The 13,598-nt window shown below is 38.5% G+C and carries 12 protein-coding genes; all 12 read right to left on the reverse strand.

Features of this window, described 5'->3' with window-relative positions:
* Positions 1-334, reverse strand: a 334-nt coding sequence (locus JEP40_RS17640) for a DUF3304 domain-containing protein (RefSeq protein ID WP_198624616.1), incomplete at its 3' end; no start/stop codon positions are given.
* Positions 335-360: 26 nt separating this feature from the next.
* Entirely contained in the window at positions 361-3,033 is a 2,673-nt protein-coding gene (gene tssH / locus JEP40_RS17645) for a type VI secretion system ATPase TssH (protein ID WP_198624617.1), read from the reverse strand.
* 293 nt (positions 3,034-3,326) lie between these two features.
* On the reverse strand, positions 3,327-3,818 hold the full coding sequence (locus tag JEP40_RS17650) for an Hcp family type VI secretion system effector (protein ID WP_023583757.1): 492 nt from the start codon (positions 3,816-3,818) through the stop codon (positions 3,327-3,329).
* A 22-nt stretch (positions 3,819-3,840) separates the two neighbouring features.
* Positions 3,841-5,559: an OmpA family protein gene (locus tag JEP40_RS17655; protein ID WP_232799352.1), complete on the reverse strand. Its 1,719-nt coding sequence runs from the start codon at positions 5,557-5,559 to the stop codon at positions 3,841-3,843.
* Positions 5,559-6,227 (reverse strand): type VI secretion system protein TssL, short form, encoded by a 669-nt coding sequence (gene tssL / locus JEP40_RS17660; protein WP_198624619.1) that lies wholly within the window; start codon positions 6,225-6,227, stop codon positions 5,559-5,561. Before tssL ends, JEP40_RS17655 begins: the two co-directional genes overlap by 1 nt.
* Entirely contained in the window at positions 6,224-7,561 is a 1,338-nt protein-coding gene (tssK, locus tag JEP40_RS17665) for a type VI secretion system baseplate subunit TssK (RefSeq protein WP_198624620.1), read from the reverse strand. Before tssK ends, tssL begins: the two co-directional genes overlap by 4 nt.
* A gap of 12 nt (positions 7,562-7,573) precedes the next feature.
* Positions 7,574-9,121 (reverse strand): type VI secretion system contractile sheath large subunit, encoded by a 1,548-nt coding sequence (gene tssC / locus JEP40_RS17670; protein WP_198624621.1) that lies wholly within the window; start codon positions 9,119-9,121, stop codon positions 7,574-7,576.
* Between the two features lie 23 nt (positions 9,122-9,144).
* Positions 9,145-9,642, reverse strand: coding sequence for a type VI secretion system contractile sheath small subunit (gene tssB, locus JEP40_RS17675; protein WP_198624622.1), 498 nt, complete (start codon positions 9,640-9,642; stop codon positions 9,145-9,147).
* A gap of 846 nt (positions 9,643-10,488) precedes the next feature.
* The gene (locus tag JEP40_RS17680; RefSeq protein WP_198624623.1) at positions 10,489-11,073 is read right to left on the reverse strand and encodes a DJ-1/PfpI family protein; all 585 of its coding nucleotides are present in this window, start codon (positions 11,071-11,073) and stop codon (positions 10,489-10,491) included.
* 5 nt (positions 11,074-11,078) lie between these two features.
* Positions 11,079-11,720 (reverse strand): bifunctional 4-hydroxy-2-oxoglutarate aldolase/2-dehydro-3-deoxy-phosphogluconate aldolase, encoded by a 642-nt coding sequence (locus tag JEP40_RS17685; protein WP_198624624.1) that lies wholly within the window; start codon positions 11,718-11,720, stop codon positions 11,079-11,081.
* Positions 11,701-12,672 carry a sugar kinase gene (locus JEP40_RS17690; RefSeq protein WP_198624625.1) on the reverse strand — a complete coding sequence of 324 codons (972 nt, stop codon included), beginning with the start codon at positions 12,670-12,672 and terminating at the stop codon, positions 11,701-11,703. Before JEP40_RS17690 ends, JEP40_RS17685 begins: the two co-directional genes overlap by 20 nt.
* Positions 12,669-13,523: a tagatose bisphosphate family class II aldolase gene (locus tag JEP40_RS17695; RefSeq protein WP_198624626.1), complete on the reverse strand. Its 855-nt coding sequence runs from the start codon at positions 13,521-13,523 to the stop codon at positions 12,669-12,671. Before JEP40_RS17695 ends, JEP40_RS17690 begins: the two co-directional genes overlap by 4 nt.
* Positions 13,524-13,598 lie beyond the last annotated feature (75 nt).

Consider the following 13,598-nt stretch of genomic DNA (forward strand, 5'->3'; position numbering starts at 1 on the left):
TATGTTTTTTCATATATTGGCGAAATTCATCAGTACCTAAAGGTGGTGATTTATCTGAATACGCATCAGGATCGACTTCCCATTCCACTTTGACCCATTGATTAGGTGTCCATTTTGCCGGCACCATAATGCAACAAGTATCATTAGCACTTTGGGCATAATAGCCATTGATTTTAAACCAATTCACCGCAGTGCCTTTCACATGGTTAATACCACTCATACTCCCGGCTAAATACTCCACTTTCGGTTGTCTGATAAAGAGTAAATAGATCGCAAGAAGAGCAATGATTATCCCAACAAACACGAGTTTTTTGCGGGTTAATTTTGTGGGCATCTTTCAGTCTTTTTAATTTTAAAAAATCAAGATGGCAACTCATCACTAAAACTCAACGTAATACCCTCTTCTTCATTAAAACCTAAAATGACATACTGTGTTTTTTCAGCATTGGCTTGGCGCAAAAGAAGTTGTTGGCTAAGAATAGGGAGAATTTGCTGATTAAGCAGGCTATCGATATTTCTCGCACCTGTATCTGGTAATAAACAGGCATCTACAATGGTGTCGTAGAGTGTTTCTTCGACAATACCTGTTAATCGATAGTGGGTGTAAAGTCGCTTAATCACATTTTTTAATTTCATCTCAACAATAATGCGTAGTGCCGTTGCATCAAGAGGACGGTAAATTAATGTTTGGAAACGAGCCAGTAGTGCGGGTTGAAAATGATCACGTAAAATAGGGCGAAGTGTTTCTTGTAAATCGCTATCTGTACTTAATGGTGACTCTTCCAGTTGTTGCATTAAATAATCACTGCCTAAATTTGCAGTCATTAAAATAACGGTATTACGAAAATCAATTTCACGACCTTCACCATCACGCATAAAGCCTCTATCAAATACTTGATAGAAAAGATTGAGGACATCGCGATGTGCCTTTTCAACCTCATCTAATAACACAATACTATAAGGGCGTTTTCTTACGGCTTCAGTTAATACACCACCTTGACCGTATCCGACATAACCAGGAGGTGAGCCTTTTAATTGGCTGACAGTGTGTGCTTCCTGATATTCAGACATATTGATAGTGATTAGGGATTTTTGACCGCCAAACAGGCATTCTGCCAGCGCAATAGCAGATTCTGTTTTACCTACACCGCTTGGACCTACTAATAAAAATACACCTTGTGGACCATTTTCAGACACTAATCCTGTTCTAGATGCACGTAGACGTTGTGCTAACGCGAGTAAAGCGCTGTTTTGACCAATGACATATTTTGATAAGTTACTTTCTAGTTCTAATAAACCAATCTGTTCATCCTTTAGAAGGCTTGAAAGAGGAACACCGGTCCAGTCCGCAATCACTGTAGCAACTGTACGAACATCCACATCAGGGTTTAAAAGTGGTGCTTCTTGTTGTAATTGTGAGAGTTGTTGCTGTAACTGTGCTGACGTTGCGGTATTTTCGGGATCTTGTCTGCTCTCAATTAGCTGATAGATAATCTCTTTTTCTTTCTCAAAACGCTGTTCTAAAGCTTCAAGTTGAAGTGCCAATTGGGCATCTTGGGAAGATAAATCAGATAACTTGGTTTGATTGGTTAAATTACCAATAGTAATATCATCAAGTATTGCTTTTTGTTCTAGTTCGAGTGCATGACGCTTGGCTTTAATACGGGTGAGTTCTTCAGGTAAGGTGTCTAAACTCATTCGAATGCGTGCACTGGCGGTATCAAGTAAATCAACAGCTTTATCAGGAAGTTGGCGACCTGTTAAATAACGGCGAGATAAAGTTACTGCGGTTTTTACAGCATCGTCGGTGATATGAACACCATGATATTTTGCATAACGAGATTTAAGTCCGCGAAGCATTAAAAAGGCTTTCTCATCATCAGGTTCATCAACTTTAACGATTTGGAAACGGCGCTCTAGTGCCGCATCACGTTCAAAATATTGTTTGTATTCCGACCAAGTGGTTGCCGCGATAGTACGCAATTCGCCACGGGCTAATGCCGGTTTTAATAAGTTAGCGGCATCAGCACCACCGGCTTGATTACCTGCACCAATAATTGTATGCGCTTCATCGATAAAAAGTAGAATAGGTGTGGGTGATTGTTGAACGGCATCGATAACATTTTTTAAGCGCTGTTCAAACTCACCTTTTACTCCCGCTCCCGCTTGTAATAGACCTAAATCCAGAGTGCGTAATGAGGTGGTTTGTAAACTGATAGGAACATTTTTTTCTGCTATACGTAACGCTAATCCTTCAACAAGTGCGGTTTTACCTACACCAGGCTCTCCAACAAGAATGGGGTTATTTTTACGACGGCGAGAGAGAATATCGACCATTTGACGAATTTCGTCATCTCGACCAAATACAGGGTCAATTTCACCAAGTTGCGCTTTTTCTGTTACATCAATAGTAAATTTATTTAAGACAGCAAGAAGAGCATCACTTAATGTATTGTTAATAATGGTATTATCTGCTGCTGAAGATGTCGTGGTGGTTTCATTATTTTGATCAAGAGGAGCTTCAGGTAAATGATTATGAGAAGCAAGTTGTTGAACTTCTGGTCTTTCATCGGATTGTGCATCAAGTAGAGGCCTTAATCTTTGTAGTTGTGTCTCACCTAATGTCATTAAAGGCCAAAGTGCGTCGAGTGGAACTAATGCGGGTTGTTTAGTCATCGTATGCAATAAGTGCACACTACGGATTTGTTCTATATCTTCATCAAGAGATGCAATTACCCATGCATTTTTAATTAATTCTAGTAAGGACTTGGATAATTGAGGTCGGCTACGTACAGAGCGGGGCAATTTATCAATCGTATCAAGTAAGCTTTGCCAAAGTGCAGATAAATCCCATTCATAGCGACGCGCCAATACGGTGATATCACTTTCACCAAGTTCTAGAATTTTTAATAACCAGTGTTCAATAGTCACTTCTGCATGGGCACGGGTTTGGCATAATGAGGCCGCAGCTTCCAGCGCTTTTGCACAATAAGGATTTAAGCGACGTAATAACATGACGGATTGATTTTCCATATTTTCTCCCAGTAATGAAGTCCCTATTGAGGGGATTTAGGTACGCTACCGCCCTTAGCCATAGACCGAGGCTCATAAGGTCGTACTTGTCATATTCGTCATATTTCAAGTTGTAGCGTTGTTGACTATGCTCACTCGCACTAGCCACATACTTATGTATGTTCCTAGCGACTCACTCATTTGTCGCCTAGCTACATCTCGAACTATTTAGAGTATTTACTCGTTGTGCTTCAAATAGTGTTTTAATAAAATAGCTGTTAAAACAGGCGGTTAACCGCCTGTTTGTTTTAGTGTTACGCAGTAGCGCGTTCATTCCATGAATCTGAATGAATGATGTTTCCGTCTTTGTAAGTCCAAGTGATTTTTTCGTAACGCAATTCAACTTCTTCAAGGTGATTGTGTTTTTCTTTAGTTGGATCTTTGATGTTGTGCATCTTCGGAGCCACTTTTACGACTTTGACGTTTTCAAGAGTAGTGTTGAAATATTCAACTTCTTGGCCTGCGTCATCAATGCGGTACCACTTAAACTCTGCCTTTTTCAAGGTCTGCCCAGTTGTAACTGCTTTGTACAAATACGGGCTAGAGGCATCAATTTCTTTCACGAAAATAAATGGAGTATGGATACGTGTACCGGTTAATTTGCCAGTATTGTTATCTGTTGGAATGTACAAGTTGTGATCTTGAGCGACGACTTCAATACTGCCTTCACGATCTTGAACATTAACAGAGCCTTTGATATCCGCATTACCGTCATCTTTTAACCAGAGGTATACAGGAATAGCCATAATTACATCTCCTTTCTAAGGTTTAGTTGCCACCATCCTTCAGTGGCGTAAGGTCATCAGCTAATACCTGACAAGCATCGGCTTGAGGTATCAGGCGAATTTCAACTCGACGATTACGAGCCCGACCATCGAGTGTTGAGTTGTCTGCAACAGGCTGATGCTGACCATATCCTTGCACTGCAAAGCAAGATGGCGTGATATCACTGGTTTTGATCATCCAATCACGCACGGCTTCAGCTCGTTTAAGAGAAAGTTTTTGGTTTAAATCAGGATTACCTGTGTTGTCGGTGTACCCTGAAATGACAATTAACCAACCTGGTTTGGCTTTTATATTGATAAGCGCATCAACAAGTACTTTGGTGGCCTCATTTTTTAATTCGTATTGACCAGAGGCGAAGAGAGCAAGGCTATCTAACGTCACCATTTCAGGAACTTCTTGCACAATGATAGGGGCTGGTGGTAGTGGTGGAGCCCATGAACTAAGCAAGGCGTGCAAATAAGGTAAGATGTTATTGCCTTGATATAACGCTAAAGAGTAGCGAGCAGGAATACCTTCTCGTTGCCAATGAGAGAGAAAAGCTGCATCTGAAAGTAACTGTTGATAAGCCACTTTTTTAGGTTCTAAGTTTTCATCGGTAATACTTTTAAAGTGATGAATATCATTACCTATATCATAAATTAGTTGTTTGTTATGATGATAACTTCCTGATATTGCTCCAATAAGAAATAACCCACAGATCATGCCAACAGCACCAAAGGTAGTTTCTATTTGTAGTAAGTTGACATCGTGGGTGAATTTATTAATCAGAACATCAGGTAATGGCAATTCTTCACTTTGATTGGGGGTTTTAGTAATAGATGGGAATAATGTGGTTTTATGATGAATAAATTGAGCCCAGCAGCTATTTGAAACTGTGGATACAGTAGTGAACTGTATTGCCCAGGCCACAGGAATAAGACTTGGAGTACCAGATTGAGCAACGGTAAGCAGAGGAATAAATTCACTTTTTAACCAAGCAAGTAATTGATCAAGCCAAAGAACCATAGTGAGTTGATGTTCAACGTGCTTAGTATTTTGTGATAACCATCTTGAAATAGGTTGTGTTGCTAAGTTATCAGAAACAACGAGTAATTCTTGCTGATCTTTTAAGTGAATGATCCATGGTGTCGTGTCATCAAGATGTGAATTTAGATAATCAATGGGAGAGTTAAGATAGAGAGTCACCCAAAATGGTAGGGATTTACCCGCTTTCTTATTACATTCATTAATGGCTCTACGCCAATTTAGTGTCTCTTGGCTAACTTCCTCTAATTGTGATAACTGTTCTGGTAAGAGAGAGTATAACAACGATAAACGGTTAAATTGAGTAGGTGAAACATCACTAATATGCTGAGTAATGTTAATCAAATCAATTGGCGATGATGCACAGATATACCAGCCTTTAGCGGTTTCTCGATAAGTTTGATTTTCTTCAAAAAGAGCGTGTGATTGCCCACAAACAATAACAACATCACCTTGGTAGTTTTCAGGGGGAAGTTGGTTTGTTTGAGTATCTTTAATATAAGGTATACTTTTTTGTTGGCGGAAAAACCAAATACATAAAGAGAGTGTGACGATACAAATAAACGCCGTCAGGAAAAAAGAGATCTCTTTACCAAAAGACCAAAATCCCCAAATTAACCATAATAGTAAGCTTGCTGAAAACAATGTAATACACTGTTTTATCCTGTTTTTTTGCATCACTTTCCTTGAATTACCCATTGTTGAAGTAAATGTTCTAATGACACAGAAAAGCCCCACCACAGTGCTGCAATCACGATAAATCCACCTAACCACCCTAGCCAATATAGGTGACGACGATTCATTCGGTTTTTGGGTTTCATTACTAAAGGTAAATCACTTGATAGGGCATAAGTGGGAAGTTGGGTATTAAGTAACTCAATTATTTGCTCGCGCTCTGGAGCATCGGTCTGGCGATATTTGCCGACAAAACCAAGCGTAATAACACGATGAAAACAGATAAGCACATCATGGTTTGGTGCTGGTTCATTTAATAGATTACGTAATCTATCCCAAAGCTTATCTCCAGCTTCTAACGTATTGAAATACTTGGCTTGTAATGGAGATTGTATCCACTGTAAGTATCCATCATCACGCTCAGTTCTATTCATCACGCTTTCATCAATTAAGGCGCATTGTGCATAAAGCATGTTTTCAATGGCGGATTGTGAGTAACCTTTTTCAGTCAGATTTTGGCGTGTTTTGTCAATATGTTCGCAAACGCGTCGATAGAAGGCTTTCCCATCAGTAATTTCAGCACCTTGACGTAGCTGACATACCATTAACCAAGTATCAGCAAAAAGCATATCAATCAGGTTATTTTTAACTGTTCTTGAATTAGTCATCATGAGCGAAGCACCGCAAAAAGTTCGAGTTGAATTTCGCCTAATGTTCCCGGCACATAAAAGGCGCAATGACCCGAAGACAACATGGCTTGGCCTGCTGAATTATTGAGTTCAAGAGCAAAATAGTGATTTTCTAAACGTAGAGGGATAGCAGCAGGAACATGCGTTAATGGTTGTAACGGAATACCGTTAAGCGCCACGTTAACGACACTGGCAACATCGTCATTACTACCTGCTTTACAAAGCAATGGAAATTGAGTGATCAACAAGTGAGCTGGCAATGCAGAACGTACTGAAAGATAGAAATCAGCATCTTCACGTAAGCGAGGATCATGCAATTCACCACGCCAGAAAGGCCCTTCTTTATCAAGCACAATACTAATCACACGAGAAGGTAAACTTGCTTCTAACAAGGTGTTAAGTAAATTGAATAACGGTGGAAAAACCTGTTCAGGAAAAGCGTGTTGATAAAGAGGAATATCACCATTTTCATGATCGAGTGAAAATGTCAGCAGTGCCCCTGCTAAACGAACTAATTCTCGATAAAGAAGTTCAGGGTGGCGACCCATTGATGATAATAATTCACTTAATACTGGTTCGGCACTATTAATGGCATTTAATAACCAAAAAAGTGACACATCAGCAACAGCAAAATCAGCCATTTGCTCATTATTTTCTCTGCGCATCGTCATTAAGCGACGACGTTTCGCCACTAAACGATGCATAAACTCTGAAAATAATGTCGTTAATTCAGTACTTGCATTACAGCTGAGTAATGGAGGAATAAAGTGTTGATCGAGTTCCCATGCGCCTTGAGTGTTACGAATTAATCGAGCAACAGGGCAAGTCATATAAGCACTGTTTTCTTCATGAGCATAGCGCAAAGTAATACTGTGGCGTAATACGGCAATATCCGTTTGTTCTTGACCAATTAAATCTTGGACTTTCATCCACTCCTGATAGAACTGTTGTGGTCTATCAGAGCGACCTTCTTGCATAAGATTACCACCATTGGCTTGCAATAAAGGTAAGGCAAGAACGATATCAAGTGTTTGATGTTGAGAGTAATGGCTGAGTTCATTGACTGGCGGTAAATTATCGGCCAGTGTCGTATCGATCAGTGTTCCATCCGGAAAACGCACAATTAATTTTTGTGCGCTAAGGCGTGAAATAGTTAAAGCACTTTCATCAAATTCAGCACAAATCACGCCCCATGTTGATGCAATCGTCATATTGGCGATAGTGCTAATGAGATAGCTATCCCATCTTGCTTGTTGTTGAAATTGCTGAGGAGCCAAAAAGGCCCCATCACTCCAGAGGGGGCGGTATATTTTCATCCGTGCTTCACCTTATGCTTTCGCTTTTGGCATTTGAGATACTAACGAGAGATCTACATCCATTCCTTCTACCTGGAAGTGAGGAACGGCATACAATTTCACTCTGAAAAATCCTGGATTATCTTCAATATCTTCTACAACAACTTTGGCATCGCGAAGTGGGTGAGAAGCTTGTAAATCATCACTTGGATCAGTCATTTCAGTAACTAAACCACGAACCCAATTATTTAATTCGAGCTCTAATAAACGGCGATCTTTAGTGGTACCGATATTTTCACGCTGAATTAATTTTAGATAATGAGCAATTCGTGAAAGCAGGAATATATAAGGTAAACGTGCATTAATACGGCTATTGGCAGTTGCATCAGCGGTATCATAAATCGCGGGTTTCTGCGCAGAGTTTGCAGAGAAGAAGCAAGAATAATCACGGTTTTTATAGTAAGACAATGGAATAAAACCGAGGTTGGCAAATTCAAATTCTCGTGTTTCAGGGATCATGACTTCAGATGGGATCTTGACCTGACTTCCTGTTCCTAAATCATAAAGATGAATAGGTAAGTCTTTTACGGCACCGCCAGCTTGAGGGCCACGAATTTGTACACACCAACCATTATTAATAAAGCTTTTAACCATATTTGCAGCAAAAGCAAAGGTTGCATTTGTCCACAAATATTTCTCATGATCTGGGCCTTTTACTTCTTCAATATAATTAAAACTACGTACAGGAATGGTATCTGGACCATAAGGAAGGCGACCTAAAACGCGAGGCATGGTTAAGCCAATATAGCGGGCATCGTCAGAGTCGCGGAAAGATTTCCATTTGATGTATTCAGCACGGTCAAAGTAGTTGCTGATATCTTTAATAGCCGCAACTTCTTCCATAGAGTCTTTACCAAAAAATGCAGGGCCAACTGAGCCAACAAATGGCATGTGTGCAGACGCTGAGATTTTTGCAATATTACGTAATAACGCAATATCTTGTGGGCTACGATCAAACTCATAATTAGAGACAATGGCGGCAATAGGTTCACCACCAGGAGTATCATATTCTTCGATATAAGTATGATGATAAAGACCGCTTTGAATAGTTTCAGGGCAATCTTCAAAATCTTGGCGTAAATCGTCTTTAGCTACATCGAGTAATTCGATTTTCACATTTTGGCGAAAATCAGTGCGATCAACTAAGAATTTTAGTCCACGCCATGCTGATTCTATTTTTTGGAAATCAGCATGGTGCATGACTTCATCAAGTTGTTCGCTAATTTGTCTATCTAAATCTGCAATATGGTGATCAAGTAAATTTCTATCTAAACGTTCAACTTTTTGGCCTGAAGATTTCAACCGATCGAGAAAAACTTGAACCGCAACAGTAACGCGTTCATTTGCAGTTGTATCAGCCAGAGCACTATTGTCTTGGAAGATATTAATATCGCTCACCTGAGAAACGGGGGTGAGATTGATTTTCTCAAAGAGAGAGGCGTAAACACCGCTACTGGCGGGCTCATCAAGTACAGTTGTTGTACTCTTTGAAATACTTTCGCTATTCACTGACATAAGCATAATCCTGTAATGATAAAACCCAATTAATCTTTTTTCGGAGCGAGTTGAGAGAGTTCTTCGCGTAATTCATCACTTAATGCAGGATCTTTAAGGATATTTTCGAGTTCACGGCGAAAAGTGATGTTATCAAGGAGGTTAGATTTCAAGTCACGCAAGAGGTTACGCATTGCTAACATGGCGCGAAGTTGCGGTATTTGGCGAGCAACTTGTTCTGGTTCAAAATCAGCCATTTCTTTAAATGACAGATTGATATTTTCTTCGTTGCCATCATTCGTTAATGTATTTTTTACGGTAAGACTGACCGATGGGGAAAATTCAGTAAGAACACTATTGAAGTTATTTTTATTAATATTGACCTTTTCTCTTTCAGAAAGAACACGCTTATCTTTTCCGTTACTGTAGTCACCAATGGCTAATAGTTTTAAAGGTAACTCGACTTTTTTCTGTGCGCCACCTGTATGTAAGTCGAGTTTTATATTTACCCGCGCTTTAGGAACTTCATTTTGAAAACTATCTGACATAATAGAATCCTTGTATTAAAACGAATAAAGGATCTCTTGAGAGTGGTAATAATAAGTAAATTCACTACCAAGAAATTTAATTTAAGGTGTGATTACTTATATTAAATAATTTTAAATAAATCAATTTACCTTAACGTTTTTAAGAGGTATCTCTAAAATTAAAATGTAATAACAAGAAATAAGTTAAAGTTTTTTCGGATGCATATTCCAACAATATGTCATTATTAGATTTATTTTTATATATAATATCAAGTTATATTAATTTAAACGTGTACAAAACTAATTTAACTAATCTCACCAGTATATATACATAGTAAAACACCTTATTAATAACTTTTATTATAATAAGATAAGGTTATCATTTCGAATTGTTAATTAATAAAGAATGGATATGTAAAAATAGAAATGATGTAAGCGGAATAAAATAAGAGTAATATTTTTGTGTTTCTTTTTTCTAGTGATTAATACTTATTTTTTAGGTGTGACTAATTAGCATAGAAAAGTTTTTATTATTTATATATTTGTTTATAAAAATAGATTTCAATTATTTATTTTATTTTTTCTAAAATTAAGAATTATTTTTTAATTAAAGTAGTTTACTAAAAAGAAAATCATAAAATGATTTACTATTCTCTTTATGACGATATTCTTTACTATTACATGACACAAAATAAGAGTTAATATTTTGTTTGATGAATTAATGTGCAATTCTTTATGTATAAGTGAAAAAAGATGATCAGGGGGGAGCTAATGACTAGTTTAGTATTTTTAGTTGAATGGATAACAGTTTTAATGGCGATAAAAAAGAGAAACTAATCCTCTTTTTTATCGCCATTAAAATTAAGTCTAATTATTGAGGTAATCTAACGGCCAGTGTTTGAAATAAATATGATTAGCTTGCCAGTCTACTTTTTCTGTATTGTCGCTTAATAAATGGCGAGCCACAGTAAACGCAAATTCAAAACTTACCCCTAATCCTTTTGCACTGATAAATTTTCCATCGACAACGACATCTTGATCAAGGTAATTGCCATCATCATATTTATCTGCCAATTTATCACCTGTACTGTAATTACGACCTTCAAGAAGATGATGCGCAGCTAATACTTTTGCACCAGAAGAGCATAGCGCACAAATGTATTTATCTTCAGCAATATGGCGTTTAATAAATTGAATAACTTGTTCGTTAGCACATAAACGATCGGTGCCTTTAGGACCACCTGGCATCATTATTGCGTCATAACTGTGTGTCAGCTTTTCTGTTAATAGAAAATCAGCACTGATTTTAGTTTCAAAATAAGTATTTAATACTAAGGTATCCATACAAGAAAGCACATCAACATGAATATCAAGACGGCGCATGATATCAATAAAAACAACAGCTTCGCCTTCTTCGAATCCGTCTGCTAATAAAACGGCAACCTGTTTCATTTTATTTATCCTTTATTGATTTTTAGTAATGAATGGATACTTTGAATGTGATTAACAATGGATTGCTTATCTTGTTTATCAATCGCTTCTACGGTTGCAATCCAACTACCTCCACATGCCACCACTTGTGGAATAGCAAGGTAATCACTGACATTATTTAAGCTAATGCCACCCGTTGGCATAAATTGTATTTGTGCGTAAGGTGCCGCAAGTGCTTTTAGCATTTTCACACCGCCAGAGGCTTCTGCTGGGAAGAATTTAACTAAGGTTAGACCTCTTTCAAGTGCAATTTCTACCTGGCTTGGATTGTTAATTCCCGGGACAATATCAATGCCATTATTCAGACAATAATCGACTGTACTAGGGTTATAACCGGGCGAAATGACAAAGCTTGCTCCGGCTTCTTTTGCCATATCTGCTTGTTGTGCTGTTAATACTGTTCCTGCGCATAAAATAAGCTCAGGAAAATATTCATGCATTAGCTTAATAGCTTTAGCCGCCGCTGGTGTACGAAAGGTAATTTCGGCAACAGGTAATTGATTTTGGGTTAGAATTTCACCCAGCCAGATTGCATCTTCAGCGCGATTAATTTGGATCACGGGGATCACTTTCAGTGAGGAAAGTGTATCAACAATTGACTGTGTCATGGTTATCCTTGATTAATGTATAGAATGAATCGGTGACTTGATGAGGGATGATGGCGCCGTGATGTTGAATAACGAGTCCGGCTAATGTATTTCCCCATAAACAGCAGGTTGGTAAGCGATTATTTTGTAGCCAAGCCGCAATAAAGCCAGCATTAAACGAGTCGCCCGCAGCGGTAGTATCAACAACATAATCAATTGGTTTTGGAGAGAGATAGCCCGTATCTATGCCATCAGACCAGAAAGCACCATGAGCACCAAGTTTGACAATTACGTTTTGATTGCCCCATTGATGAAGGCGTTGTGCAATATCTTGTTCTGTCAAAACGGGTTGTTGCCAAAGCATTTGCTCATCATCACCCGTAACTAAAGCGATATCGCTAAGTCTGTACAGTTTTTCAAACCACTCTTGCGCATGAGGTATTGAATCCCATAAGCGAGGGCGATAATTTGAATCTACAATTAAGGTGATCCCACGCTGTTTAAGGTGGATTAATTGCGTAAGTAGAGACTCTTTTCCTTCCGGCGTTAAAATAGCAAGAGAAATTCCGCTGAGATAAATCACACTATTATTAGGTAGTGCATTGAGATGTGTTGTAAAACGGCTATCTGTTGCAATATAACGTGTGGCTGCATCATTACGCCAATAATGAAAACTACGCTCACCACAAGGATCAATTTCAATGGCATATAGGCCGGGAAGTTTTTCGGGAATAGTAATAATATACTGGCAGTTAATTCCTTCTTCTTCCCATGCTTTTTGCATTAAGGTACTGTAAGTATCAGTGCCTAAACCTGTTATATAGTACGGATGTAATGTAGGGATAAGTCGCGCTAAGTACAGCGCTGTATTTAGCGTATCACCGCCAAAGCGCTGTTGTTGTGGTAAAAAAGGTTGACCACTAAGCTCTATCATACATTCGCCAATAATGGCGACAGTTCTATTTGTTTTCACAGTTTCCCATCACTTTTACAGACACGAATTTTATCTGCAACCACCGCTTTCATTGCGGCTTTGCCCGGTACAAGGTAATGACGAGGATCACTTGCATCAGGATTATCTAAAAAGTACTGTTTAATCGCGTTGGAAAAAGCAATTTTTAGTTCGGTTGCAACATTAACCTTGCAAATACCTAAATCAATACAACGATGTACATCATCATCAGGGATCCCAGATGCACCATGGAGAACTAACGGAATATCGGTCTTTTGGCGAATAATCTCTAAACGTTCAAAATCAAGATGAGGTTCATGTTTATACATGCCATGTGCTGTACCGATTGCAACGGCTAATGAATCAATGCCAGTTGCTTTAATAAATTGTACTGCCGAATCAGGATCGGTGAATAGGGCATCTTTAGCATCAACGATAAGATCATCTTCCTGTCCACCAAGACGACCTAATTCAGCCTCTACAGTGCAATCCCAATGATGGCAGAAATTAACAACTTCTTTGACGATACGAATGTTTTCTTCAAAATGAAAATGAGAGGCATCGATCATAGCTGATCGCACACCTGAAGTGACTTTATGGCAAATATCAGGAATATCTTCATGGTGATCTAAATGTAGTGCAACGGGAATTCGGTATTGCTCTGCAGCTTGCTGACAAATAGAGATCAAATAATCACTACCTGCATAAGCAAACGTACTTGGTGTACCAGCTAAAATGACGGGAGATGCCATTTCAGCAGCCGTCTCCATCACAACTTGGATAGTTTCCAAGTTGTGAATATTAAAAGCAGGCACAGCATAATTTTCACGCTGTGCTTTATTGAGCATATTACGAGTAGAAACCAGATACATGTTTGCCTCTCAGCTTTCGTTTAATTACGAATAATAATAAACGAAAGAAATAGAAAGGTAAAAGATCTAAATCAC

The organism is Proteus vulgaris (genome assembly GCF_016239305.1).
GTDB classification, from domain to species: domain Bacteria; phylum Pseudomonadota; class Gammaproteobacteria; order Enterobacterales; family Enterobacteriaceae; genus Proteus; species Proteus vulgaris_C.